We start from the raw sequence: 25,905 nt of genomic DNA on the forward strand, positions 1-25,905 counted from the left end.
GAAGCCGCGGCGTCCGCGCCCGCAGGTGATGCGGCTGACGGATGCGGCCGCCCAGCGCATCACCGAGCTGACCCAGCGTGCGGATTCCGAGATCGTCGGCTTGCGCGTCGGCGTGAAGAACGGCGGCTGCGCCGGCCAGTCCTACACGGTCGAATATGCTCACGAGATCCGGCCGACCGACGAGGTCGTCGAGGACAAGGGCGTCAAGATCCTGGTCGACCCCAAGGCCGTGCTGTTCCTGCTCGGCACCGAGATGGACTACAGGGCCGACAAGATGCAGGCCCAGTTCGTCTTCAACAACCCCAACCAGATCTCCGCCTGCGGCTGCGGCGAGTCGGTCGAGCTGCGGCCGGCCAAGATCGACGGGTAATTCCGCCTACGCTTTGCTCTCTTGTCCCGGACGCGGTGCAGCGCCATAGCGTGTCGAAGACGCGCGTAAACGCGCTTATGCTGCTGCTGCGCAGAGCCGGGACCCACGCTATGGTTCCGTCTCGGAGGGGCTGGGACCCGGCTCAGCGGCGCACCGTTGCACGGCGCGCCGCGTCCGGGGCACGAGGGAGCGTGCGTATGGACCGCGAATTCCTGATCGACTTGTTCGCCGATTTCGGTCCTGTGACCATCCGCAGGATGTTCTCGGGCTTTGGCATCTCCGCCGACGGCATCAACTTCGCGCTGTCCTTGCGCGCCGGCCTGTTCTTCCGCGCCGACGAGGTGACCATCCCGGACTTCGAGGCTGAAGGCTCAAAGCCGTTCCAATATTCGACCCGCGCCAAGACCGTGGTGGTCAACTCCTACTGGGAGCTGCCGGCGCGGCTGTTCGACGATTCCGAGGAGTTCGTGCAATGGGCGAGGGCGGCACTCACGGCCGCCCAGCGCGCCAAGGTGAAGAAGCGGCCGAACGGGAAGAAGACGGCCAGCAAGAAAACCGAGCCGAAGAAGCCTGCTGCCAAGAAGACGGCGAAGAAGGCAGTCAAGAAGTCGGTGCGTCGGGTGGGCAAAGCGACGCGTCCGCCGCAGCTCGCAGAGCGAAGGCGGAAGCGGGCCCGCCCTTCGAGATAGTTATGCCGAGATGGTGGGCACGGCGCTCACTCCAAACCGAGAAAGTAGCGCCATTCGGTACCCATATTGTTGTCGGTCACGAGGGTTTGGCCGGTGGTCGCCTCCAGCAGCTGCGGACATGGTTCGATCGTGGAACCATCCTGACGGAAGTCGGCAATCAGTGCGTCGAGCCGAGCGCGGTCAGCGTCATCGGAAGCAAATTCGGGTTTGCCGTCGATGCTGTAAGTTTCGAGCGTTCGTCGCCAGCGCTCATGATCCCACGCGATCGGGGTCTGCGACAGCACCATATGGTTCAGGAACCGGGCACCATAGGCGAAGGCGGTGCAGCCTGTGCGCTGCGCGCGCCGCGAAGTGGTGGTGTTGTAGAAGAAGATCCCACCGGGCTTCAGGTGTTGCTGCACAAGGCCAAGAAATTCCGACGACAGCAGATTGGTGGCGTTCGCGCGGAAATGCCACGTCGTGTTGGAGACGACCGCATCGAAACGTGCGTCGGGATGGTGGCGGAGCCAGCGGCGTCCGTCGTCCTCGACGATCCTGACCTTGGGATTGCTCAGGATCGACCTGACATCGTCGTGCTTTGCGATCAACTTCGAGATATCCGCGATTGATCTCGACGATCGTGAGCGATTCCACGTCGGGATTGTTGGCGATGACCTGAGCCCATGAACCGGACGAGAGACCGATCATCAGCACCTGCCGTGGAGCGGGGTGGAACAGACTCAGCGCGTACGGCCGGATGATGCCATTGCGATCGGACTTCAGATCCGTGTTGAAGCGGCCGTCATACATGCCGTTGCCGAAGACGGTGCCGTCGTTGTCGACGGTGATGATGCCGCTACGATTCTCGACAATCTCCGTAAAGTCGTGGTCGGCGAGCGTCTTTGCCTGCAGATTTTCCAGCAGCCGTTGGCTCAACAAGGCGCTTGCGCCGAGGCCGAAGACGAGAACCGCAATGGCAAGATAGCCAAGACGATTTCGCTCCTGCCTTGGGGCAAGCGCAATCAATGCAAATGCGGCCATCGTGCCGCCGACGAGCAGCATCGCTGCGATCTGTCTGATTCAAGATAATCCGTCAGCACGAAGCCCGTGAGGATCGCCCCGCTGGCGCAGCCCGCGATGTTGGCGAAATACAGCAGCGCCGTCCGCTGACCAATTCGCTCGTCGGTCGCGATGCCAAACTGCGAAAGATAGGGGAGCAGTGCACCCCATTGCCGCGCGATCAGGTAGGTGATCGCGACGGCGATGCCGATCACGCCGGCGCCGACCCAGGCCAATTGCGTCATCAACGGAAGGAACATGGCGGCGAACAAATTGGCCCAGATCAGATCGCTCGCGGCTTGGCGCAAGGCATCCTGCGGCGCGAGCGTCGTGCAGGACTGTCCGGCCTTTCGAGCGCCAACCGCGATACCTGTCAGGAAAGCATAGAGCGTCATCGCAAATGCCAGCGAGCTCGATCCCGAGGCGAACGACATCACGCGGAACAGGTAGATCTCGTAGGACAACGAGATGAATCCACCCGTCATCGCGAGCAGGACGACAACACCCATGCCGAGGATCGGCTGAGTGTCCAGAGCCTTGGTCGACGTCTGTGAGTCCGGCGTCGCGCCGGGAGTAGAGAGAATGTGCGCCGCGATCGCACCGGCGCCGACCACGAGATTGATTCCAGCCGCGATCGTGATTGACTCATGCATGCCGAGAAAAGGGAAGATCAGGGTGGCGCATACGAGGCACGCGGCACCGGCCCCGAGCGTATTGACGAAATAGAGTGTGCCGACGGCGTCGCCGATCTGGCCGGTCACGCGTGCCAGATACGAGACCAGGATCGGCAGCGTTGCGCCCATCAGAAGGGTTGGCAGCAGCACCAGGACGAGGTTGATTGCGGCAAGGGCGGGCAGCGGCAGGTCTGCGACCATGGCGCCCACCGTCTCGAAGATCTGGAGCGAGGCCAATCCAAATGCGGCGGTCGCAAGCTCGATCACTCCGAGCAGCAACAGCGGCTTGACGTTGGTGCGTCGGGATATCCAGCCGCCACACAGGCTGCCAAGCCCGAGCCCGAGCATGAAGGCGGTCACGATAATCGTGACTGATTCCGAATTGACACCGAAGATCCGGAACAGGCTTCGTTGCCAGGTCAGCTGATAGATCAGCGCCGGAAAGCCGGAAAAGAAGAAGAGGATGCAGAGAACGCGGACACGGGGCGCAGCGAATCTCTGCGCGGGCGCATCCGCAGGTAACTCGACGGCCGTCATATTGATGATCCATTCTCCCACGCCTTCGCAACCTGCTGGAGAAAAGGTAAGTAAAGGTTGCGGGTGGTTGGCCGAACGAGGCTGGATCAATGGCCCGATCTGGCACTCGGTGCGCAGGGTTAAGCCATGGTGAACAGCGGATCAGGACGCCCACCTTAGGACGTGGCCCGGAGGTCCATCGAGGGCGTCGAGATCGGCTCCCGGCCCTTCAGCGACCAGGTCAAACGACTGCTGCTCAGGGGAGACCGGAAATGACTGCTTCGCCCGCAAAACGCCCCTTATGACCCCAAAGCGGACGAGAGCTAGGAACGGACGTGAGCGTTCCTGATTGTGAAAGATGCCGCGCTATTACTTCGACTCACGAGACGACGATATATTCATCGCCGACGATGACGGCCTTGACTTCTCCTCCTTGGACGATGTGAAGGCCCAGGCGACGACGGCATTGACCGAACTTGCCAAGGATGTGCTGCCTGGCTCTGTCGTCAGGACGCTTGCGATCGAAGTTCGTGATGATCTGGGCCCAGTTCTGCGGATTGCCCTACGCTTCGAGATCGAACATTTTCGACTGGATTAACATAGTTTATTTGGAACCTTCCCCTTAACATGTGTTTATTCCCCTATCACCGGCTGAGACTCTTGGGCGCTGGTGGCTGAGAGTTTTGTGCTCCCGCCTTGCCGGCTGGAGCGGCGAGTTCCCCATTCCAGCTCAACTTCCTCAAGCGCGGAGTGGTGTGATGCCGGGGACATTGACGGCTGCACTCGTTCAGAAGCTTAGCAAGGTCAATCGGCTCGACCAGGACGACATCCTGGCGATTCAGCAGCTTCCCATCCATAGCAAGCGTGTCGCTGCGCAGCACCGCGTTGTGCGCGACGGTGACCGCCCGTCGGAGTCCTGCCTGATTGTTGATGGGTTTGCCTTCCGGTCGAAGCTAACGCAAGACGGACAAAGGCAAATTCTGTCGCTCCATATTCCGGGAGAAATCCCGGACCTTCAAAGCCTTCACTTGCACGTCATGGACCATGACCTAACGACGCTCACAGAATGCACGCTCGGTTTCATCAAACACGATGCGTTACGTGAACTGATTAAAATGCGTCCGAACGTGGCGGCTGCGCTTTGGCGTGAGACATTGGTCGATTCCGCAATCTTCAGGGAATGGATCGTCAATGTCGGCCGCAGGCCAGCGCGCGCTCGAATGGTACACATGCTTGCGGAGCTCCACGAGCGCCTCGCTTTAATCGGACGGACGCTAAACGGGTCGTTTGAGCTGCCAATCACGCAAATCGAGCTGGCAGACTGCCTCGGCCTGTCCGTGGTGCACGTCAACCGAACTCTCCAACAGCTTCGCCAAGAGGGAATCGTCGCGATCGAGCGCAGAACTTTCCACTTGCTTGACCAAGCCAAAGTTGAGGAAGTTGGCCAGTTCGAAAAGATCTACCTGCACCAGCGTCCATCGATCTGATGACAGATGCGCCGTTCAGTGCGCTTCCGCTTGTGGCCCGAACGCGAAGTTCGGGCGGTGTACACGTTGTCGGCTGGTTGGGCAGACTGGAGCAACAGGCCCGACCTTCCAAACGGCGCTAATGCAATACGGCTGTCCAAGGGTCCTCATTGAATCAAGGTGAGGTCAGGCATGATCACATGCCAGACCTCGTGCCCTAAGCGGCTTGGGCGGCAAACCGCCTGCGGGCGTCGATTGGGATCTATATCGCGGTCGACCCGCGCCACTTCCCAACCGCTGAATCGTCCAATTGGATTTATGTCGGTCACTGGGCCTCGGTAAGCAACGACTCCTATGAGAAAGGGCCAGCCAGATGGCTGACCCTTTGAGTGTATCATCCAAGTCGTTGGTGCCTAGAAGCCGGCGCCAGCGCCCCAATTGAAGCGATAGTTCAGGCCAGCCTTGACGGTGTGCTCGTCGTTGCGGAAACCTACGGCCGTAACAACACCAGCGGCGCTGGTGAAGAGAGCGTTCCGGGTGCCGAAGTCGTAGTACTGGTATTCGACCTTGCCTGACCAATTCTGGGCGAACAGATATTCGAGGCCGCCGCCTACGGTGTAGCCGTCGCGACCACCGCCATTGTTGGTAAAGGTGCCACCGCCGAAGCCGTTCGTCAGGCGGGAGTCAGCCCAGGCATAACCGCCTTTGACGTACAGCAGCGCCGGACCCCAGGTGTAGCCGAGGCGACCGGTGACCGAACCGAGCCCACGGTTGACGAAGGGGTCGCTGTTGGTGTCGAGGAAGCTGTAGTTCGCTTCAATGCCTAGCACCCAGTTCGGTGAGAACTGATGGTCGTAACCGACCTGCGCGCCGCCCATGAACACACCGTCGTTGCTGCTGGTGCCGGTGAAGCCGGGGGCCAGAATGTTGTTGTCGCCGCCGAATGCGCCGCCGACGTGACCGCCAATGTAGAAGCCGGTCCAATTGTAGATCGGCGAAGGCTGCATCGCTGGGGCTTTGGTGTAAGGACGTGCGGCCATATCAGCTGCCGATGCTGTACCCGCTAGGGCGGCCAAAGCGACAGTAGCGAGAAGGAACTTTTTCATTTCGAGTCTTTCATGTTCGATTGCTGTGCCAAAACCACTAACTCTCGATTCAGTGCATTTGCTGTAGCGCGACAGACACACGTCGCAATCTTCGTTTGCAGAGCGATCATTTGTTAATTGAGGAACCGTGTCGACCCGCAACGACAGCCCAGTACGCGAAGTGCATCTCTCGACAAGAAGATCGATCGATGCAGAGAGACGGCTTCGCGACTGAGGTTCTGCGAAATCAGGCGGAAGAATCATGGCGGTTCCGATCTGCATGGACTGCAACGTCGAAACGAGGAGGTCGAGCTTCTGAAGCACAGGCGTGAGCTTCGGACCTACCAATGCTTATCTTGTGCAGAACGCGATTGACGCGCGTAGAGCGGAGGGATCCAACCAAGGTTCCGGGGCCTTCAAGGTTCCGGCGACCAAGAGTAAGGTGCTCAATCGCGGAACGAGCAAGGATGGATGAGATAGCGAGGCTCAACTAGCGTCAGTCTCATCGCTGACGCCCCGCATTTTGTGCAGGTTATCTCGACAGCGTTGAAACGCGAGCACGATGGCGCAGGTCGCGACCCCGTGGCGAGCGGGAGACGACCACATTTTCGGAGAGTAGCAACCACAAGGACCCACGATACAGATGACCTGAAAAGGTCGGCTCCTGGCCCTTCAGCGATCTCTGGAGATATCGTTTGTTCGTCGCTATCGGCGCCGAGCAGACATCAGCGGCCAGCGGCTTGATGAGTAGAGGGGCTAGTCCGCGGCCTTGGTCAGGCCGACGCGCATATCCTTCGCTGCGAAGACAGATGCGCCGTCGGCCAGCACGCGCCCATCGGCGATTCCGAGCACCAGCTTGCCGCGCCGGACCATGCGCATCGCGACCTCGTAGCGAACCCGCTTCGTGTCGGGTGTCACCGTGCCGGTGCACTCGACTTCGCCGACGCCGATGGCGCGGCCTTTGCCCGGTGAGCCCGACCAGCCGAGCCAGTAGCCGATCATCTGCCACATGGCGTCGAGGCCCAGCGTCGGCGGCATCATCGCGTCGCCGCGATAGTGGCAGTCGAAGAACCAATGGCTTGGCGTGATGTCGAGCTCGCCGACGATATGGCCTTTGCCGAACGCGCCGCCGTCCATGCTGATCTCGTGATGCGATCCATCATCAGCATCGGCGGTGCCGGCAATTGCGCATTGCCCGGGCCGAAATAGCCGCCTTCGCTCGATCTCAGCAGCTCGGCTCTGGTGTAGGACGGTTGCGGCGTGTGGAAATCGTGAGGGTTGGGCAAGGCGACAAGACCTCGATGTTCAAACAGCGAGGAAGATGTTGCTTGCGATTGGAGAATGTCAAGCGGCGGTGCCGTAGGGTGGGCAAAGCGGAGCGTGCCCACGGACTATACGTGGGCACGGCGCTTTGCGCCTTTTGCCAACCCTGCGACTACCCTGCGGCAGTTGATGGAGACCTACGCGACGCGGCTGTGCGACTCGACCGCGTATTCCGGATCCGCCTCGCAGATCACGCGGTTGCGGCCGTTGCGCTTGGCGGCGTAGAGGCAGGCATCGGCGCGCTCGATCAGCGCGTCGGTGTCGTCGCTCGGCTTCAGCATGGAGACGCCGACCGAGATGGTGACGCGGCCGAGGATCTCGCCGGTGGACTTCTTCTTCAATTCCTTCGCCATCACCGCGCGGCGGATGTGGTCGGCCACCGTGAGGGCCTGCCGCAGCGCGGTGTTGGGCAGCACGACCGCGAATTCCTCGCCGCCATAGCGCGCGGTGATGTCCTGGCCCTTGATGGTCTGCTTCAGCGACAGGCCGACGAGCCGCAGCACCTGGTCGCCGGTGAGATGTCCGTAGGAATCGTTGAACGACTTGAAGTGGTCGATGTCGAACAGCAGCAGCGACAGCGGCTCGCCCGAGGCCAGCGCGCTCTGCACCGCCATGTCGATCATGCGGTCGAAATATTTGCGGTTGCCAAGCCCGGTGAGTGGATCGGTCAGGCTCTCGGCGCGGATCGCCTCCAGGCTCTGCTGGAGATTGCTGATCTCGTTCTTCGACAGCGCCAGGCGGTCCTCCAGCGCCTTGTTGGCCTCGCGCATCTCGCCGGTCGAGCGCAGCAGCGTTTCAACGATCGTCTTGATCTGATCGCGGCTCTCGGCCGACGACAGCTTCGCGGCCGCGCCGGACAGCGTGGTATCGTAGGAGCCGGTCATGCCGAGGGCGTCGCTCAAGACCTTCATCACGTCGTCGATCTCGCCGATGACGCGCGCGCCGACCTTGTCGATGCGGTCGGTGGTCTTGATATGGGAGAGATAGGTCTCGTAGATCTGCTCGAGGTCGGCCTCGGTCAGCTTGCCGCTGCGCGCCAGCGTCTCGTTGACGATCTTGTTGAGCGGCGCGTTGTAGCCGGTGGCGTAGACGTACCAGATCTCGTAATTGCGGGGAATCGCCGTCTGCCGAAGCGATCGGATCTGACCGAGCGCCACTTCGGCGAACGCCATCGTGCGTTCGTGTTCGTCGAGCACCTTGACCACGGAACATACCCCACAGCGGTCGGAGCGCCGGCGACCGCAGCAATGCTTAAATTATGTTCGTAGGCTAACGGACGATCGTGAACGCCCCGTAAATGTACGTTCACGAAACATCTAAAAACGTGTGCTTCCTGTTTCCGCAACTGAAACCCGGAGCGCGCCCCCGCGCTTCAGGCGCCGGCGGGAGAGCGGACCGGCCGCAGCAGGAATGCGGGAAGATGGGAGTGATCGCCCGGCTCCGTGTCGGCCTCGCGATGGCGGCGCGGCTCGGGACGTCCGATCGACGGCACATGCGACGGCGCCTGCTGGCGCGCGTCGTGACGCGGCTCGGCCTTGCGCTTGTCGTCGGACCGATGCCGCGCCTCGGACGGTTGCCTTGCGTCCGAAGCGTGCCTTGCTTCTGAGGCGTGCCTTGGCTCCGAAGTGCGCCTTGTCTCCGAAGTGCGCCTCGGCTCCGAAGCGTGGCTTGCCTCGCCACGCGACTCGCGCGGCTCGTGGCTGCGCTCACGGCCGCGCTGCGGCTTGCCGCGTCCGCCGCGTGAACGTTCGCGGCCGCGCGCCTCGCGCGGACGTTCGGTCCCGTCGGAGGATTCAGCCTGGATTTCGTAATCGCCTTCGGCGCGCGGAATGCTCTGGCCGATCAGTTTTTCGATGGCCACCATCGACTTCTGGTCGAGCGGCGTCACGATCGAGATCGCGGTGCCGGTGCGGCCGGCGCGGCCGGTGCGGCCGATGCGGTGGACGTAATCGTCGGCGTGATGGGGGACGTCGAAATTGAAGACGTGGCTGACCTCGGGAATGTCGAGGCCGCGGGCGGCGACGTCGGAGGCGACCAGCAGCGGCAGCTCGCCCTTGCGGAATTGCTCGAGTGCGGCCGTGCGGGCCGACTGATCCATGTCGCCGTGCAATGCGCCGACGCTGAAGCCGTGCTTCTGCAGCGATTTGTGAACGACCGCGACGTCGCGCTTGCGATTGCAGAAGATGATCGCGTTCTTGAGGTCCTTGGCCTCGCGCAGCAGGCGGCGCAGCAGCTCGCGCTTCTCGTGCGCCTCGCGGCCGGCAGGCACCTGGACCTGCGTGACGGTGACGGCGGTGGTGGCGGGCTTGAGACCTCGACCTTCTGCGGATTGTGCAGGAAGGTTTCGGTGATGCGCCGGATCTCCGGCGGCATGGTGGCGGTGAAGAAGAGGGTCTGCCGTGTGAACGGGACGAGCTTGCAGACGCGTTCGATGTCGGGGATGAAGCCCATGTCCAGCATGCGATCGGCTTCGTCGATGACGAGCAGCTCGACGCCGGTGAGCAGGAGGCCGCCGCGCTCGGTATGGTCGAGCAGGCGACCGGGGGTCGCGATCAGCACGTCGACGCCGCGCGTCAGCTTGGCATCCTGGTCGCCGAACGAGACGCCGCCGATCAGCAGCGCGACGTTCAGTTTCTGCCCGGCGCCGTAGCGGTCGAAGTTCTCCTTGACCTGGGCCGCGAGCTCGCGGGTCGGCTCGAGGATCAGGGTGCGGGGCATACGTGCCCGGGCGCGCCCTTTTTCGAGGATGGTGAGCATCGGCAGCACGAAGGCCGCGGTCTTGCCGGTGCCGGTCTGGGCGATGCCGAGTACGTCCTTGCGTGCGAGGACGTGGGGAATCGCCTGTTCCTGGATGGGGGTCGGGGTGGTGTAACCGGTGGCCGCCACTGCGGCGAGGACTTTTTCGGACAGTCCGAGATTTGAGAAGGACATTGAGCCTCTGGTCGAAACCGCCGTTCGGAATCGAGGGTGATAAGGCTGTCGCGTTCCACCCCGAAACGGCGCGCTCTCAAAGAAGCTGGGGGTGCTGACTCACGCGAACAAAGCGCAAGGCTCAGGAATCGCTCTTCGATCTGAGCCGCGTCGCCACGGAACATAGGGCGGAATCGGCCAAAGTCAATGGAGCAGGCGCGGGAAGGCCCTAAAAAACCTGAGGTTTTGCCCAAATCTCGGGCGCGGCTAGGGTTTTCCGGCCCACGCATTGACCGAGCGGGCCCTCGGCGCGGCGGCTAGCGCCGACCCGTGCGCCCTCGCGTCCGGAAGTCGCCGGGAGCCATGCCATGGGCCCCTTGAACCGTCGTTACGCCTGGGCCGACTATCCCTCAGCGGCAGGGGGGTCCAATGAGCTGCCGTTCGAAGGAAGCGGCCTCTCCGCCGTTCTGCAACGGGAAATTGCGATGACGCGTCCGCTTTTCAGAATTCTGGCGGCCTTTGGCCTCGCGGCGATCCTCGGCGGCTTTGCGCTTCCCGCTCATGCCGAGAAGCGCATCGCGCTCGTGGTCGGCAACAACGATTACAGGAACGTCCCGAAGCTGCTCAAGGCGGTCAACGACGCCCGCACCATGGGCGATACGCTGAAGCAGCTCGGCTTCTCGGTGATGGTCGCGGAGAACCAGAGCCGGCAGCAATTCTCCGAGACGCTGCTCGCCTTCGACAAGGCGATCGAGCCCGGCGATACCGCGTTCTTCTTCTATGCGGGCCACGGCTTCGAGATCGCAGGCCAGAACTACCTGCTGCCGACCGACGTGCCGGCGGCGACGGAAGGGCAGGAGGAGTGTGGTGCGTGACTCCGCGATCCTTGCCGATCGCATCATCGAGCGCCTGCAGAACAAGAAGGCGCGGACCTCGATCCTGGTGTTCGACGCCTGCCGCAACAACCCGTTCGAGCGCAAAGGCACCCGCGCGGTTGCCGGCGCCGGCGGGCTCGCGCCGATGACGCAATTGCCCGAAGGCGTGTTCTCGGTGTTCTCGGCCGGTCCCCGCCAGACCGCACTCGATCGCCTGTCCAATGACGACACCAACCCCAATTCGGTGTTCACCCGCACCTTCGCCAGGGAGCTGCTCAAGCCCGGCGAGAACCTCGTGCAGGTGGCGCAGCGCACCCGCCGCGCGGTCAGCGAGATGGCCGATACCGTCAAGCACAGGCAGGTGCCGGTCTATTTCGATCAGATGGTCGACGACGTCTTCCTCAGCGGTGTCGCCAAGGACGCTGTCGCGCGTTCCGACGATCCGCCGCCGCAGAAGCTCGCTGCGCTGCCGCCGGTGTCGGTGCCGCAGCTGCCGAAGGAGGTGACCACCAACGCGCCGATCGCCAGCTTCTCGCGGCACAATGGCGGCTGGAGCGTGGTGTTCTCGTTCGCCGACCCGACGCTCGGCATTTCCTGGCGCATGGCCGGCAAGGGCGATTTCCGCGAGACCGGCTTCATCGACACGCTCGACCCGCGCACCCGCAAGCGGATGCCGAATCCCTCGATCGAATTGCCGCCGGATGCGCAGGCCGGCACCATCGAGGTCCGCTATGTCGACCAGTCCGGCGACATGCAGGGGCCGTTCCCGATCCGGTTCGATCCCGAGGCCGCCCTGATCCGCGATCAGCGCAAGATCCTCGACATGACGTCGACGAGCTGGCTGTCGTTCCGCGATTTCAACGGACTCCTGGTCTACTACACGCACCTCGTGTCCTACCGCTGCGCCATCCGCGAGGTGCGCATCGGCATCGACACCGCCGTGCCCAACCAGGTGCTGAAGATGCCGCCCTGCGACATGCGCGATCCCAGCGCCATCACCGCCGGCATGCCGCTCTACATGAAGCTCGCACCGGCGACGCAGACCGTCTCCGTGGAGCTGACCTATCGCGACGGCAGCGTGTCCGAGATCAAGAGTTTTCGCAGCGCGAACCGCAGTAGCAATTGAGGGCGATTGTCGGCGGATAGGTTGTGATGCTCGGAAGTGGAACAACTTCCGGGCGACCTGGATTGTCCAGCAAACCAGGGAGACGATCCATGATCCGCAAGTCCATCCTCGTGACCATTGCTTGTGCGGCACTTTCGACCGCGGCCTTCGCTCAAGGAGGTGGCGGCGGAGGCGGAGGAGGAGCGGGCGGCGGTGCGGGTGGCGGTGCCAGTGCCGGTGCTGCTGCCGGAACGGGGACCGGCGGGGCCGGGTCCGCGGCGAGCTCGGGCGCCGGAATGGGCACATCCTCCAGCAGCGCCAACTCGGGGCCATCGGCTCCTTCCGGCATGGGAACGCAGGGCACCACGACCGGGGCGAACGTCAACACCAACAGGAGCCAGAACAATCCGAACGTGCAGCCGCCGACCGCAAACGGCACCTCGCCATCGGCCGCGCAAGCCGAACGGAACGCGGGTGTCGGTCATGCGCCGAACGGCTTGCCGATCGGCAGCCCGGGCACCGGGACCAGCAATGAAGATCAGAAATAGGCTGGCTGCCGTCCAGGATAGGCCCGCGTGCTGCGGGCCTATCTGTTGCCTCGCAAGTGGCGCCCGACGGCCCTGACGCGAGCGGCTGCCGCAGCCAGAGCTACATCCGCGGCTCGTTCTCTTCCGCATCGCGGGCTCGGCGCGTGCGCAAATAGACCAGCGCGATGTTGATGGTCAGCCAGGCTGCCACCCCTGCAAGCAACCATGCCACGTTGAACGTTCCCTCGGGTGCCCTTTCGGGTCGTATCCTGATAACAACAGGGGGCGCGGCTTATTCCCGGGATCGGACGGGCCCGCACGATCCGAGCTGCCGGCCAGTGCCGGCATCGCACATCCAGATTTCAAGCTCCGCTCCAGCGGAATCGGCGTTACATTGCCGGCCATAGCTTGATCGATCTCACATCGCGGATCGTGGCTGCAATGACATCCGACCAACCAACGAACCGGACGAAACAGGTCCGCTGCTGCATCGTCGGCGGCGGACCTGCGGGCATGATGCTCGGCTATCTCCTGGGGCGGGCCGGCATCGAGGTCGTGGTGCTGGAGAAGCATGCGGATTTCTTCCGCGATTTTCGCGGCGACACCTTGCACCCCTCGACGCTTCAAGTGATGGACGAGCTCGGCCTGATCGACGGCTTCCTGAAGCTGCCGCATCAGCGCCTGCAGACGATGGACGGCCTGTTCGGCGGCACGCCGGTGCGCATTGCCGATCTTTCGCGACTCCGCACCAGATATCCTTTCATCGCCTTCATGCCGCAATGGGACTTCCTGAACTTCCTGCGCGAGGCCGGCCGCCGCTTTGCCTCGCTCGAGGTGATGATGAGCACCGAGGCGGTCGATCTGATCCGCCGCGGCGAAGCCATCGCCGGCGTGCGCGCGAAGACGCCTGACGGTCTCATCGACATCGAAGCCGATCTCACCATCGCCTGCGACGGCCGGCACTCGACGGTGCGCGAGCGCGCGGGCCTCGCGGTCGAGGAGATCGGCGCGCCGATGGACGTGCTCTGGTTCCGCGCCGGCCGCAACGCCGAGGCGACGGAAAACGTGTTCGCACGCGTCGAGCCCGGCAAGATGATGATCACCTTCGATCGCGGCGATTATTGGCAATGCGCCTATGTCATCGCCAAGGGACAACACCAGGCGGTGAAGGCGAGGGGGCTGCAGGCGCTGCTCGACGACGTCGTGCGCATGGCACCGGTCCTCAAGGCAGGCATTGCCGAGGTGAAGAGCTTCGACGACGTCAAGCTGCTGACCGTCGCGATCAACCGGCTGCCGCGCTGGACGCGGCCGGGCCTGCTTTGCATCGGCGATGCCGCGCACGCGATGTCGCCGGTCGGCGGCATCGGCGTCAATCTCGCCGTGCAGGACGCGGTCGCGACCGCAAATCTGCTGGCGGACAAGCTTCAGCCTGGCTGCCCGTCCGAGGACGAGCTCGATGCCGTCAGGCGTCGCCGCGAATTCCCGGTGAAGATGACGCAGCGCATGCAGGTGCTCGTGCAGAACAACATCATCAGCGGCGCGCTGCGGAACGGCGATCGGCCGCTGAAGGTGCCGCTGATCGTGCGCCTCATCAGCGCGCTGCCATGGCTCCAGGGCATTCCGGCGCGCCTGCTGGCGCTCGGCGTGCGGCCCGAGCACGTGCATTCGAAGGCCGCGCCATAGCGCAACACATCGGTAGGGATAATGCCGCGTTAAATCGCACCTCGGGCGTTGCGGGTCTGCAACAGCGCGGGCGGAATTGCGGACCTGTGCAGCCCCGCGCGCCGCGTTAACTCTGTTGATTCCAATTTTAGTAACGCCCGTCTGTGACCGTGCACCCATCAAAGGACACGGGGTATACCATGCGTAATAAGTTGATTGCCGCCTTCGCCTGCACGACCGCTCTGGTTTCGACCGGCGCTGCTTCCGCCGCCGATCTCGGCGCGCGCTACAACAAGGCGCCCGCCTATGTCGAGCCGCTGTTCAACTGGACCGGCTTCTATGTCGGCGGCCACATCGGCGGCGCATGGACCAACGAGCAGTTCGTCAACAACGGGATCGGCGCGCCGTTCGGCGACCTCGTCCCGGGCCAGGGCTATCGTCAGCGCAGCTCGGGTGTCATGGGCGGCGCCCAGATCGGCTACAACTGGCAGGCCAACAACTACGTGTTCGGCATGGAAGGCACGATCTCCGGCCTCGACAACCACGGTTCGTTCACGAACACCGCGTTCGGTGCCGGGGACGACGTGTTCTCCTGGCGCGCCAACGTGCTCGCGACGATCGTCGGCCGCGCCGGCTTCGCCGTGCAGAACAACCTGTTCTACATCAGGGGCGGCTATGCCGGCGTGAACAACCGTCTCTCGGTCATCGACACCACCGGTGTGGCGACGGGTTCCGGCGGACAGACCCATTGGCACAACGGCTGGACCATCGGCGCCGGCTGGGAATACGGCGTTACCCGCAACTGGATCGTGGGTCTCGAATACAACTACGCCGCGTTCGGCAGCCAGACCTATCAGCTCGGCGGGACGGCAGGGAACTACACCTTCGACACCAAGCCGCGCGACATCCAGTGGGCCGTCGTGCGCGCGAGCTACAAGTTCGACGCCCCGACCATCGCCCGTTACTGAGCACGTCGACGACGCAACGCGACCAACGATCAAGAAAAGCACTGCCAAATTCAAAAGCCCCGGATTTGTCCGGGGCTTCTTTTTTGCGCTGCTCGATGATGGACGCGCCTCAGGCCATCACCGAGAAGCCGCCGTCGACTGGAATCGCCGTCCCGGTGACGAAGTTCGAGGCGGGCGATGCCAGGAACACCGCGATTCCGGCGAAGTCGTCGATGTCGCCCCAGCGTCCCGCCGGCGTGCGGGCCAGCACCCGCTCGTGCAATCCCGACACCTGCTGCCGCGCGCCGCGGGTGAGGTCGGTATCGATCCAGCCCGGCAGGATCGCATTGACCTGGATGTTGTCAGGCGCCCAGGCATTGGCGCAGGCGCGCGTGTACTGCACGATGCCGCCCTTGCTCGCCGCATAGGCGGTGGCGAAGCTCGCGCCGAAGATCGACATCATCGAGCCGATGTTGATCACCTTGCCGTTGCCGGACGCCTTCAGGTGCGGATAGGCGAGCTTCGAGCACTGGAAGGCGCTGGTGAGGTTGGTTTCGATCACCTTGTTCCACTCGTCGAGCTCGAGGCTCGTGCGGCGGCTTGCGGATGCTCATGCCGGCGTTGTTGACGAGGATGTCGATGCGGCCGAGATCCTTCAGCACGCGGGCAATCATCGCTTCGATCGCGGCCCTGTCAGTGACGTCGGTCGCAACCGCGATTGCCTTGATGCCGCGCCGGCCGAGATCGTCGACGGCTGCTTTGGATTTCGCCTCGTTGCGCCCGACCACGGCGATGTCGGCGCCTGCATCGGCAAGACCGCGCGCCATGCCGAGGCCGATGCCGCCATTGCCTCCTGTGACGATCGCGACCTTGCCGCGGAGATCGAACCGGCTGGATGTCATGCTTTCATGTCCTGGTTTGTTTTATTGGTTGCTCTGCCAGATCAGCACCAGCCCGAAGCCGGCCATGGCGGCGCCATAGCCGGCCCATTGCAGCTGGTTGACCATGAAGCTCGATCCCGGCCAAGGGACGGTGCCGGTGCCCTGGCCGATCCAGAGCAGCCCGATGGCGGTTGCAAACAGGCCTGCGACAAGCAGAAATCTGCGCATGCGTTCCTCCATCGATCCGCTTCTGTCGCGTTCCACGGCATCAACGAAAGCCGCAGCCACGAAAACTTGACGCCAGACTAGCCGTAGCTCTGGTGCCGATACAATGGGCCGCGGCCGCAAGAACGCTGGAGCTCAAAACGAAAAAGCCCCGGCGATGCCGGGGCTTTGACGCTTGATCGTGTGATCAGATCAGTACTTCGCGACGACCGGTCCGGTCCAGTTGAAACGGTAGACCAGCGAGGTGCTGATGGTCTGGTTCCAATGGGTGGTGCGGATGCTGTTGGCGAGCGGAACGTTGCCGACGTCGCTCAGCTCGGTGTTGGTCTTGCCGCTGTAGAAGGCCGAACGATACTCGGTCTTCATGAACCAGCCGGGCGAGGTGATGCCGAAGAAGTTCAGGCTGTTCTCGACGCCGCCGCCGATGAACCAACCGTGGCGGTCGTAGCCGTCGAGGTGGACACCAGCGGGCGTGCCGGCGAGGTTAGTGAAGTTGGTGCGGCCGAAATGCGCGCCCGAGTAACCGCCGTTGACGTAGGAGAGAACGTTCGGTGCGACCAGCCAGCCGAGGCGAACACCCGCAGCCCACGAGGTTTCCAGCTTCTGGCTGCCCGTGAGGCCGCCGACAACGGTGGGATCCTGGATGGTGCCCTTGATGCTGCCGAACTGACCGTCGGCGAACACACCGGCCACCCAGGTGCCGCTGAACTGCCAGTCGTAACCGGCGCCGACGGTGCCGAACCAGCCCGAGCCACCCTGACGCTGGTTGATCGTCAGCGGAACCGCGCCGACCGTGGTCTGGACATGCTGGTCGGTGTTGGAGAGGCCGCCGCCGCCGCCGCCGAAGACGTAGAAGCCGGTCCAGTTGGCGACGGGCGCCGGCATCGGGGCCTTCGCGTAGGGACGGGCGCCGAGGTCGGCGGCCGAGGCCGAGCCGGTCATCGCGGCAACCGCGGTCAGTGCGAGCAAAACCTTCTTCATGTCAAAATCCCCAACCTTGGTCTGTCGTAACAAGCGCGAGCGCACTGAAGTTCGTGTCATCTGATGGCCTGAACTATAGACGTTTCCCGCCGAAATGCTGTTGCCGGGCAGGCACAGTCGCCGGAAAACGCCGGGGAGTGCGCGTTTGGGACCTGAGCGCAAAAATCATCAATAATGATGTAAATTCAATAGCTTGTAAAAATTATCGGGCTGCCAATTCAGGTGGGGTTTCGTTAGGAAATTCAGCCTTCTCCGAGATCGATGCCGTGCCGCCACGGTCCGACCACCGTGAGTCGGCGGTCAGATCGGGGCCACCGTGCCGGGAATCGCAAGAGGCGGGGCGGACGGTAGGTTGGTAAATCCGGCCATGAATGGGCCTTCAGGACGAAAAGCCCCGGCTTCTGGCCGGGGCTCTTGAGTGGAGGGCGACAATGCTGGCGTTCAGACGTCCAGCAACTCTTCACTGGCAAACTCAGCCTTGTCCGAGATGAAGGCAAAACGCGCCTCCGCCTTGGTGCCCATCAGGCGCTCCACCGAATCGGCGGTGGTATCACGGTCATCAGGCAGCAGGACCACCTTGAGCAAGGTCCGCTTGGCCGGATCCATGGTGGTCTCCTTGAGCTGCGCCGGCATCATCTCACCGAGGCCTTTGAAGCGGTTCACCTCGACCTTGGCGTTGGCGTTGAAGACGGTCTTGATCAGCTCGTCCTTGTGCTTGTCGTCGCGCGCGTAGACCGACTTCGTGCCGTGGGTCAGCTTGTAGAGCGGCGGCACCGCAAGGAAGAGATGTCCTTCGTCGATCAGCTTCGGCATCTGCCGGTAGAAGAAGGTGATCAGGAGCGAGGCGATGTGCGCGCCGTCGACGTCGGCGTCGGTCATGATGATGATGCGCTGGTAGCGCAGATCCTCTTCGCGATATTGCAGCAGCTGGCCGCAGCCGATCGCCTGCACGAGATCGGAGAGCTGTGCGTTCGCGGTCAGCTTGTCCTTGCCGGCGGAAGCGACGTTGAGGATCTTTCCGCGCAATGGCAGCACCGCTTGCGTCTTGCGGTCGCGCGCCTGCTTGGCGCTGCCGCCGGCCGAGTCGCCTTCGACGATGAAGAGCTCGGAGCCGTCGGTGCCGGCATCGGTGCAGTCGGCGAGCTTGCCGGGCAGGCGCAGCTTCTTGCCGGCGGTCTTGCGCGCCGTTTCCTTTTCCTGGCGGCGCCGCAGTCGCTCCTCGGCACGGTCGATCACGAAGTCGAGCAGCCGGTTTGCCATGTTCGGATTGCCCGACAGCCAATGGTCGAACGGATCCTTCATGGCCTGTTCGACGATGCGCTGCGCTTCGGCGGTGGCGAGACGGTCCTTGGTCTGGCCCTGGAATTCGGGCTCGCGCACAAACACGGACAGCATCACGGCCGCGCCCACCATCACGTCTTCAGACGTGATGGACGAGGCGCGCTTGCCCTGGCCGACGCGCTCGGCGTGATCCTTCAGGCCGCGGAGCAGCGCGCTGCGCAGGCCGGATTCGTGCGTGCCACCGTCGGGCGTCGGGACGGTGTTGGTGTACGAGGAGAGGAAGCCGTCCGCATCCGCGGTCCAGGCCACCGCCCATTCGCAGGCGCCATGCGCGCCGTTGCGGCCCGACTTGCCGGAGAAGATGTCGGGATGGACCAGCGTGTCGGCGTGGATTGCCGCCGCCAGATAGTCCTTGAGGCCGCCGGGGAAGTGGAACGTGGCTTCCGCCGGCACATCCTCGACGCCCTTGAGCAGCTCGGGCGCACAGTTCCAGCGGATCTCGACGCCACCGAACAGGTAGGCCTTCGAGCGCGTCATCTTGAACAGGCGCTGCGGCTTGAAGGCGGCCTTGGGCCCGAAGATGTCGGTGTCGGGCTTGAAGCGCACGCGCGTGCCGCGGCGGTTGTTGACCTTGCCGAGGTCCTCGAGCTTACCCTTGGGATGGCCGCGCTCGAAAATCATGCGGTGCAGCTTTTGGCCGCGCGCGACCTCGACCTCGAGCCGCGAGGAGAGGGCGTTCACCACGGAGATGCCGACGCCGTGCAGACCGCCGGAGGTCTCATAGACCTTGCTGTCGAACTTGCCGCCCGAATGCAGCGTGCACATGATCACTTCGAGCGCCGACTTCTTCGGAAACTTCGGATGCGGATCGATCGGGATGCCGCGGCCGTTGTCGGTGACGGTCAGGAACCCATCCGCACTGAGTTCGACTCCGATGAAGGTCGCATGTCCGGCCAGCGCCTCGTCCATCGAGTTGTCGATGACCTCGGCGAACAGATGGTGCAAAGCCTTCTCATCGGTGCCGCCGATATACATGCCCGGCCGGCGCCGCACCGGTTCCAGGCCTTCGAGCACCTCGATGTCGGCGGCGGTGTAGTCGGCTTCGCCGCCGCTTCCGCGTGGCGCCGGCCTGGCGGCCCGGGGCTTCGGCTCGTCGCCGCCGAAAAAGTCGTCGTTTGCTTTGGGTTTCAACTGCTTGGACATATATCTTGATGCGTTTTGAGGGCCGCATAAGCGGCGAATCGATTTGGCCGACTATGCCACTTCTGACCGGGAAAGGTTATTGCAGGGGCGGGCCGGGCGGCGTGTTGGGAGCCAATCCCGACGATTTTACGCCGCAGGCCATCCATTCCCGGCAATTTGACGGTTCGCCAGGCGTCCTGTGGCGTTTTGTGACTTGATGTCACACAAGTGCTTGGCTTACCAGTCTTTTTCATCGAGCAGCACCTTGAGACGGGGCGGGAAGGCTATTTTTTGATGGAGCAATTTGCGCACGCCCTGGCCGATTTCGTGCGCGTTCACCAGGCTTGGGCGGCCCCAATCGTGTTCCTGCTCGCCTTCGAGGGTCGCTCGCCTTCGTCTCGCTGCTGGTTCCGGCCTGGGGCGCGCTGGTCGCGATCGGTGCGCTGATCGGGGTGAGCGGCATCAGCTTCTACCCGGTCTGGATCGCCGGCGGCCTCGGCGCGGCGTTGGGCGACTGGGTCTCCTACTGGTTCGGCTATCGCTACAAGGAAAAGGTCGCCGAGATCTGGCCGCTCTCGCGCTATCCGGGACTTCTGCCCAGAGGCGAGGCCTTCGTGCGCAGCTGGGGCATTCCCAGCATCTTCATCGGCCGCTTCTTCGGCCCCTTGCGCGCCTCGGTGCCGCTCGCAGCCGGCATTTTCGAGATGCCCTATTGGACCTTCCAGGTCGCCAATTTCGTCTCGGCCCTACTCTGGTCCGCCGTGCTCCTGCTGTTCGGCGACGTGCTCGCCAAGATCATGGAATGGATCTGGCGGGTGATCTAGGTCCCGTCATTCCGGCTCCGATGCTCTGCATCGCCCCGGAATGACAGGGGTTGCCTTGACGGGAACCGGATCTCGCTTTATAGCCGCGCGCCATGATCAACGCCGCGACCATCCTGTTCGCCCGTCGCCGCCGCCGCTCTTTAGCGGTTTGGGCGGTCGATCGCGTTTGAGATCATCGTCTTTGCCGCTGGATCCGATCCGCGGCATTCTCTCTCCTGTCAGCGCGACCTGATCCGGCGGCCCCCAAGGAGGCCCAGCAGGAGACCACGATGTACACGCCACCCTTTTTCAAGCAGGACCGCGCCGCAAGCCTGAAATTCGCCGAAGCGCGCGGCTTCGGCACCATGTGCGTTCGACGGCAGCAAGCCGATCGCCTCGCCGCTGCCGTTCTATCTGACTTACGCCGCCGACGGCACGCCGCAGGCCGCCTTTCATGTCGCGCGTCACAATCCGCTGCTAAAGCTTGCGGGCGGCGATGCGTCCTGGCTGCTCGCGGTCAACGGCCCCGATGCCTATGTATCGCCGGACTGGTACGTCTCGCCGGATCAGGTTCCGACCTGGCTCTACCAGTCGGTGCATCTGAGCGGGCCGGTGCGTCTTCTGACGGACGACGAATTGTCGGTGCAGATCGATACGCTCAGCGACAAGTTCGAGAGCTGGCTGCTGCCGAAGAAGCCGTGGACGTCGGGCAAGATGACAGCGGGCCGCCTGGAGACGATGAAGAAGGCGATCGTGGGTCTGGTGATGAACGTTGAAGAGGTCGAAGGCAGCTTCAAGCTCAACCAGCACAAATCGGACGCCGACTATGCGGCGATCGCCAATGCGCTCAGCGCGCAAACGGATGCGGACGCGCGCACGATCGCAGGCCTGATGCGCGAAGCGAGACCGTTGGCCTTCGCAACAGAGACGATACAAGCGCAGCAAGCGATGACGCCCGAAGGGGGCGTGCGATGAGCAGGAAGAAGATCGGCATTCTTGGTGCGTCCGGCTACACCGGGGCCGACGCGGTGCGCCTTCTGGCGCGGCATCCGAATACCGAGATCACGGCGCTCACCGCCAACACCCATGCAGGCAAGGCCATGAGCGAGGTGTTTCCGCACTTCTTCATGCTCGATCTGCCAGAACTGGTGGAGTGGGAAAAGGTCGAGTGGACCAAGCTCGACGCGGTGCTTTGCGGGCTGCCGCACGGCACCACGCAGGAGATCATTGCGGCCGTGCTCAAGGCCAATCCCAAGATCAAGATCCTCGACATGTCCGCGGACTTCCGGCTGCGCAACAAGGACACCTATGCGCAGTGGTACGGCCATGAGCATCGGGCGCTCGAACTGCAAGGGGAGGCCGTCTATGGGTTGACTGAATTCTACCGGGAGAAGATTACTTCCGCCCGGCTGGTCGCCTGTCCCGGTTGCTATCCGACCGCGGTCTTGCTGGCGCTGGTGCCGCTGGCGAAGGCCAAGCTGATCGACGTGAACGACATCGTCATCGACGCGAAATCGGGCCTCACCGGTGCCGGCCGCGGGCTGAAGCAGAACACGCTGTTCAGCGAAGCGGGCGAGGGGCTGTCGCCCTATTCGGTCGGCACTCACCGGCACGCGCCTGAGATCGAGCAGGAAATCAGCCTCGCGGCGGGCGCCGCAGTGACGGTGAATTTCACGCCGCATCTGATTCCGATGGCGCGGGGCGAATTCTGCACCTCCTACGTCAAGCTCAACGGTGCAACGCCCGACGATCTGCGGGCGGCGCTTCAGAATGCGTATGCCAACGAGCCGTTCGTGCATGTCACCAAAAAGGGTGTGCTGCCGCAGACGCAGAACGTGCGCGGCTCCAACTATGTTCAGATCGGCGTCGTCGCCGACCGCATCAAGGATCGGGCGATCGTGCTTTCGACGCTCGACAATCTGGTGAAGGGCTCGGCCGGTCAGGCGATCCAGAACATGAACCTGATGTTTGGATTTCCTGAGACCGCCGGCCTGGAGCAGATCGCGCTATTTCCATAAGGCGAGGCGCCACGACACGAACAAGCTCGAAAGGAGCGTATCATGAGCCTAACGGACACCGCCAAAGCCCCGTCGACCGACGCTGCCAAGAAACCCGCCAGCGTCTTCGTCGACGGCGGCTCCGGCACGACCGGCCTCGGCATCAACGAGCGGCTGAAGCTCCAGAACGACGTCGTCGTGAAGGCGCTTTCCGACGACAAGCGCAAGGATCCCGCGGCCAAGAAGGCGCTGATGGAGGAGGTGGACCTCGTCATCCTCTGCCTGCCCGACGATGCCGCCAAGGAGACGGTCGCCCTGGTCGACAGCATGGGGGCTCATGCGCCGAAGGTGCTCGACGCCTCGACCGCGTACCGGGTCGCGCCGGACTGGGCCTACGGCTTTCCCGAGCTGACGCCGGACCAGGCCGGCAAGATCAAGGCCGCCAGCAAGGTCTCCAATCCCGGCTGCTATCCGACCGGCGCGATCGCGCTGCTGCGGCCGATCGTCGATGCCGGGCTGCTGCCGGCCGATTATCCCGTCACCGTCAACGCGGTGAGCGGCTATTCCGGCGGCGGCAAGTCGATGATCGCGAGCTTTGAAGACGGCAGCGCGCCGTCGTTCGAGCTCTACGGCCTCGGCTTCGAGCACAAGCATCTGCCCGAGATGCAGCTCTATTCCAACCTGACGCGGCGGCCGATCTTCATCCCGTCCGTCGGCAACTACCGGCAGGGCATGCTGGTCTCGGTGCCGCTGCAGCTCGACACGCTGCCCGGGAAGCCTGGCGGAGCCGACCTGCAAGCCGCGCTGGCCAAGCGTTACGCCGGCTCGAAATACGTCAAGGTGATGCCGCTGCAGAACGAAGCGTCAAAGGGCGGCCGGCTCGAGCCGGAGGCGCTCAACGACACCAACACGCTCGAGCTCTACGTCTTCGCCAGCGACAAATATCATCAGGCGGTCTTGGTCGCCCGGCTCGACAATCTCGGCAAGGGCGCATCCGGCGCAGCCGTGCAGAACATGCGGCTGATGCTGGGCCTGCCGGAGGAGTAGGGGCAGGCACCCGTGCCCCGGACGCAGCGCAGCGCTTCTTCGGTGATGCGCTGCAGAGCCGGGGCCTATGCTTCCTGATTGGTTTGCGGCTTCTGGATCCCGGCGCGCGCTTCGCGCGTCCGGGACACGAGGCCTCAATGCTTCGCGACGAGCTGCCCGCCGAGCCGGCAATTGATGCGGGCGGTGGTCAGATCGACGTCCTGATCGAACCGATCGGTGCGCGAGAACGTGCCGGCCCGCGCCAGTGCGCCACTAGCCGTGAGGGTCACGCTGGCGGCTGCGGTTGCTGATGGCTTCGAACGCGAGCGATGCCGTGGGCAAGACCATTTGATACTTCCCCGGTCGAGCGTCCAAGGCACGCAATCGCACCGGGCCTTGCTGGCGGCGCTTCTCGGGAGCGGTCATTTAGGGTTTGACCGCAATTGCTATCTTTAGTTGAATTCGCCGTCGCAACGACGGCTGGCCGCCGGTCGACGGAGGACTTAATGTCCCGCATCGCGATCGTGATTGGTGTGAACAAGCCAAGATCACCTGCGCCGTTGAACGGGGCGGTGAAGGATGCAAAGGCATTTGCCGAATGGATTGCAAGGCCCGAGCAGGGCTTTGAAGTGAAGACCTTCGTCGATGACGTCGCGCCGGTGACGTTCGCCAGTATTGCCGACGAGGTAGAACGCGTTGTGGCGGCGGCCACCTATTCGCAGGTCGTGATCTATTTTGCGGGTCACGGCTTCCAGAACGGAGGCTCTGAAGTCTGGCTGCTGTCGGGTGCTCCTGACCGCGCCAGCGAGGCGATTTCCGTCGAAGCATCTGTGATGGCGGCTCGGGAAAGTGGGCTCAAGAGCGTGGTGTTCATTTCGGATGCCTGCCGCTCGATCCCCGCGCGGATGCAGGACAGCCGGGTCGACGGCGGGGCGATCTTTCCCAATCTGGGGCTCAGGCGGCGTACCCGGCCGGAGATCGATCGTGTGTTTGCAACATTGCCGTCACTGGTGGCAGTGGAAGCCGCCAAGGCGAATGATGATGCGCGCGGCGGTGGAGTCTTCACGCGAGAATTCATCCGAGGATATCGTGATCCGCCAGCGGAATTCGTCGAAAAGATCCCTGAGAACGGCGGGTTCATTGAGGTCATCACCAACCGAAGGCTCCGGGATCTCATCAGCGAACTGGTCGAGGACGCGGCCTCGGACGAATTGCCCAAGGCTGGGCAAGCGCCGGAGTTCATCCTGGAATCCGTTCAAGCCTATGTTGGACGCGTCGAGCGGACGACGTCCCTCTTGAAGATTGACACAATCGTTCCGTCGCTCGAGAGGCTGGGCAACGTGATGGGCAAGGCTTTGGAAGAGTTGGGTCTTCGCAGAAGCGAGCACCGGCCTCCGCCCTCGAGACGGGTCCATCGGTCGTCGGCCCCTCGATCGGTCGCCTCGCTTGCGCGTGAGGCGATCGATCTGGTCAGTCAGGGGCAGGGCGCCGAGGCCGCCGCCGCGGTTGTTCGTCAAGCGCGCCATGGCGCGAAAATCTCGGACGCGATCGAGCGTTATTCGGCCGCGGCTCCAGTTGACCACTTCGAAACCGAAACCGGATTCGCTGTGACCGGTGCGCAGGTAGTCAAGGCACTTTCTCCTCACTTCCCAATCGAAGTCCTTGGCCCTCAACTTGTGCGACTTGGGCCGTACGGACCGGATTTGCCCTCGACAAGCGTGCTGATCGAATTCGGCGGCGGAAACGGTGCGATGCTGCCGGGACTGAGAGGCTACGTCGGACACGTCTTCGTCGATGGAGGCGCTGTGACCAACGTCAACTATGTGCCGTCCACGACAAGCGCGCGCTGGGGCGACTATCAACAGGTCCAGAAAGATGTGGAGGCGTTGCGGGCTGCGGTGGCGGCCGCCGCCAGTCTCGGCGTGTTCCGCATTGCGCCGCAGGACGCGAAGGCCTTTGCCGACAAGGTCCGGAGTCTGAAAGTGTTCGATCCGGCACTTGGTCTGTATGCGGCCTACGCTTATGCCAGCGCCGGCATCGACGCCGAAGTCGAGTCGGTGCTGAACTATATGCGTCAGGATCTGCGCGCCGAATTGTTCGACGTCGCCATGTTGGCGCGCCGGGACGTTCGGCCGCGCGAAGCTTCCGCAACCGAATTACCAATTTTGCCGTTTTGCCCAGTGCTGCGCCAGGGCTGGTCCCTGCTCGCGGTGCGAGGCGCAGTGTTGCCAGAAGCCGCGAGCAAGGCCCGCGATTGGCTGCTGCCGGGATTGTGGAGCACGTTCGCACCGGAAGGGCTGGCGCTGTTGCGCGATGCGATGAAGCGGGGAGAGTTTCGATGA

The 25,905-nt window shown here is 63.4% G+C and carries 19 protein-coding genes and 6 pseudogenes; 14 read left to right on the forward strand and 11 right to left on the reverse strand.

Translation table 11 applies throughout. From position 1 onward, the window contains the following. Nucleotides 1-28 precede the first annotated feature (28 nt). Both ACETMP_RS05485 and ACETMP_RS05490 read left to right on the forward strand, forming a co-directional pair. Nucleotides 29-370: an iron-sulfur cluster assembly accessory protein gene (locus ACETMP_RS05485; protein WP_028136648.1), complete on the forward strand. Its 342-nt coding sequence runs from the start codon at nt 29-31 to the stop codon at nt 368-370. A 197-nt stretch (nt 371-567) separates the two neighbouring features. Beyond that, complete coding sequence (locus tag ACETMP_RS05490) at nt 568-1,059, forward strand: TfoX/Sxy family protein (RefSeq protein WP_375160172.1); 492 nt, start codon at nt 568-570, stop codon at nt 1,057-1,059. A 26-nt stretch (nt 1,060-1,085) separates the two neighbouring features. Here the strand turns inward: ACETMP_RS05490 and ACETMP_RS05495 are convergent, their stop codons facing one another. Beyond that, nucleotides 1,086-1,646 (reverse strand): spermidine synthase, encoded by a 561-nt coding sequence (locus tag ACETMP_RS05495; RefSeq protein WP_375160173.1) that lies wholly within the window; start codon nt 1,644-1,646, stop codon nt 1,086-1,088. Between the two features lie 121 nt (nt 1,647-1,767). Between ACETMP_RS05495 and ACETMP_RS05500 the strand changes: the two genes are divergently transcribed. Then, nucleotides 1,768-2,127, forward strand: a complete 360-nt coding sequence (locus tag ACETMP_RS05500) for a hypothetical protein (protein ID WP_375160174.1) — start codon at nt 1,768-1,770, stop codon at nt 2,125-2,127. Here the strand turns inward: ACETMP_RS05500 and ACETMP_RS05505 are convergent. Then, nucleotides 2,061-3,398: a hypothetical protein gene (locus ACETMP_RS05505; protein WP_375160175.1), complete on the reverse strand. Its 1,338-nt coding sequence runs from the start codon at nt 3,396-3,398 to the stop codon at nt 2,061-2,063. The genes ACETMP_RS05500 and ACETMP_RS05505 overlap by 67 nt on opposite strands. Before the next feature lie 247 nt (nt 3,399-3,645). Here ACETMP_RS05505 and ACETMP_RS05510 point away from each other — a divergent pair, with 247 nt between their 5' ends. After that, nucleotides 3,646-3,885: a hypothetical protein gene (locus ACETMP_RS05510; RefSeq protein ID WP_375160176.1), complete on the forward strand. Its 240-nt coding sequence runs from the start codon at nt 3,646-3,648 to the stop codon at nt 3,883-3,885. 160 nt (nt 3,886-4,045) lie between these two features. Further along, nucleotides 4,046-4,774, forward strand: a complete 729-nt coding sequence (locus ACETMP_RS05515) for a Crp/Fnr family transcriptional regulator (protein ID WP_375160177.1) — start codon at nt 4,046-4,048, stop codon at nt 4,772-4,774. A gap of 392 nt (nt 4,775-5,166) precedes the next feature. Here ACETMP_RS05515 and ACETMP_RS05520 read toward each other — a convergent pair whose 3' ends face one another. The 4 genes and pseudogenes from ACETMP_RS05520 to ACETMP_RS05535 form a co-directional block, all read right to left on the reverse strand. Further along, nucleotides 5,167-5,859, reverse strand: a complete 693-nt coding sequence (locus tag ACETMP_RS05520; protein ID WP_375161848.1) for an outer membrane protein — start codon at nt 5,857-5,859, stop codon at nt 5,167-5,169. Between the two features lie 735 nt (nt 5,860-6,594). Then, nucleotides 6,595-7,124 (reverse strand): annotated as a pseudogene (gene fabA / locus ACETMP_RS05525) (bifunctional 3-hydroxydecanoyl-ACP dehydratase/trans-2-decenoyl-ACP isomerase). Nucleotides 7,125-7,298: 174 nt separating this feature from the next. Next, nucleotides 7,299-8,366: a GGDEF domain-containing protein gene (locus ACETMP_RS05530; RefSeq protein ID WP_375160178.1), complete on the reverse strand. Its 1,068-nt coding sequence runs from the start codon at nt 8,364-8,366 to the stop codon at nt 7,299-7,301. A gap of 167 nt (nt 8,367-8,533) precedes the next feature. Beyond that, a pseudogene (locus ACETMP_RS05535) lies at nt 8,534-10,092 on the reverse strand (DEAD/DEAH box helicase). A gap of 464 nt (nt 10,093-10,556) precedes the next feature. Between ACETMP_RS05535 and ACETMP_RS05540 the strand changes: the two are divergent. From ACETMP_RS05540 to ACETMP_RS05555, 4 genes and pseudogenes are all read left to right on the forward strand, one after another. Next, nucleotides 10,557-12,072, forward strand: a pseudogene (locus ACETMP_RS05540) (caspase domain-containing protein). A gap of 89 nt (nt 12,073-12,161) precedes the next feature. Continuing rightward, entirely contained in the window at nt 12,162-12,599 is a 438-nt protein-coding gene (locus tag ACETMP_RS05545; protein ID WP_063831428.1) for a hypothetical protein, read from the forward strand. A gap of 420 nt (nt 12,600-13,019) precedes the next feature. Further along, nucleotides 13,020-14,261 (forward strand): FAD-dependent oxidoreductase, encoded by a 1,242-nt coding sequence (locus ACETMP_RS05550; protein WP_375160179.1) that lies wholly within the window; start codon nt 13,020-13,022, stop codon nt 14,259-14,261. 179 nt (nt 14,262-14,440) lie between these two features. Continuing rightward, complete coding sequence (locus ACETMP_RS05555; protein WP_375160180.1) at nt 14,441-15,208, forward strand: outer membrane protein; 768 nt, start codon at nt 14,441-14,443, stop codon at nt 15,206-15,208. 109 nt (nt 15,209-15,317) lie between these two features. Here the strand turns inward: ACETMP_RS05555 and ACETMP_RS05560 are convergent. From ACETMP_RS05560 to parE, 4 genes and pseudogenes are all read right to left on the reverse strand, one after another. After that, nucleotides 15,318-16,089, reverse strand: a pseudogene (locus ACETMP_RS05560) (SDR family NAD(P)-dependent oxidoreductase). A 21-nt stretch (nt 16,090-16,110) separates the two neighbouring features. Then, nucleotides 16,111-16,296, reverse strand: a complete 186-nt coding sequence (locus ACETMP_RS05565) for a hypothetical protein (RefSeq protein WP_375160181.1) — start codon at nt 16,294-16,296, stop codon at nt 16,111-16,113. A gap of 189 nt (nt 16,297-16,485) precedes the next feature. Beyond that, nucleotides 16,486-17,274 carry an outer membrane protein gene (locus ACETMP_RS05570; RefSeq protein WP_375160182.1) on the reverse strand — a complete coding sequence of 263 codons (789 nt, stop codon included), beginning with the start codon at nt 17,272-17,274 and terminating at the stop codon, nt 16,486-16,488. A gap of 441 nt (nt 17,275-17,715) precedes the next feature. Next, the gene (parE, locus tag ACETMP_RS05575; RefSeq protein WP_375160183.1) at nt 17,716-19,758 is read right to left on the reverse strand and encodes a DNA topoisomerase IV subunit B; all 2,043 of its coding nucleotides are present in this window, start codon (nt 19,756-19,758) and stop codon (nt 17,716-17,718) included. 273 nt (nt 19,759-20,031) lie between these two features. Between parE and ACETMP_RS05580 the strand changes: the two are divergent. The 4 genes and pseudogenes from ACETMP_RS05580 to argC (ACETMP_RS05595) all read left to right on the forward strand — a co-directional run bounded on the left by ACETMP_RS05580 (nt 20,032) and on the right by argC (ACETMP_RS05595) (nt 23,584). After that, nucleotides 20,032-20,561 (forward strand): annotated as a pseudogene (locus ACETMP_RS05580) (DedA family protein). Nucleotides 20,562-20,830: 269 nt separating this feature from the next. Further along, nucleotides 20,831-21,515 (forward strand): annotated as a pseudogene (locus ACETMP_RS05585) (FMN-binding negative transcriptional regulator). Beyond that, on the forward strand, nt 21,512-22,558 hold the full coding sequence (argC, locus tag ACETMP_RS05590) for an N-acetyl-gamma-glutamyl-phosphate reductase (protein ID WP_375160184.1): 1,047 nt from the start codon (nt 21,512-21,514) through the stop codon (nt 22,556-22,558). The pseudogene ACETMP_RS05585 and the gene argC (ACETMP_RS05590) overlap by 4 nt, the downstream one beginning before the upstream one ends. Nucleotides 22,559-22,600: 42 nt before the next feature. Continuing rightward, on the forward strand, nt 22,601-23,584 hold the full coding sequence (argC, locus tag ACETMP_RS05595; protein ID WP_375160185.1) for an N-acetyl-gamma-glutamyl-phosphate reductase: 984 nt from the start codon (nt 22,601-22,603) through the stop codon (nt 23,582-23,584). 134 nt (nt 23,585-23,718) lie between these two features. On the opposite strand, the gene ACETMP_RS05600 is transcribed toward argC (ACETMP_RS05595), so the two are convergent. Further along, complete coding sequence (locus ACETMP_RS05600) at nt 23,719-23,853, reverse strand: hypothetical protein (protein ID WP_375160186.1); 135 nt, start codon at nt 23,851-23,853, stop codon at nt 23,719-23,721. Between the two features lie 216 nt (nt 23,854-24,069). On the opposite strand from ACETMP_RS05600, the gene ACETMP_RS05605 reads away from it, so the two are divergent. Further along, complete coding sequence (locus ACETMP_RS05605) at nt 24,070-25,905, forward strand: caspase domain-containing protein (protein ID WP_375160187.1); 1,836 nt, start codon at nt 24,070-24,072, stop codon at nt 25,903-25,905.

The sequence above is a fragment of the Bradyrhizobium dasycarpum genome (assembly GCF_042019905.1).
Taxonomy (GTDB): domain Bacteria; phylum Pseudomonadota; class Alphaproteobacteria; order Rhizobiales; family Xanthobacteraceae; genus Bradyrhizobium; species Bradyrhizobium japonicum_B.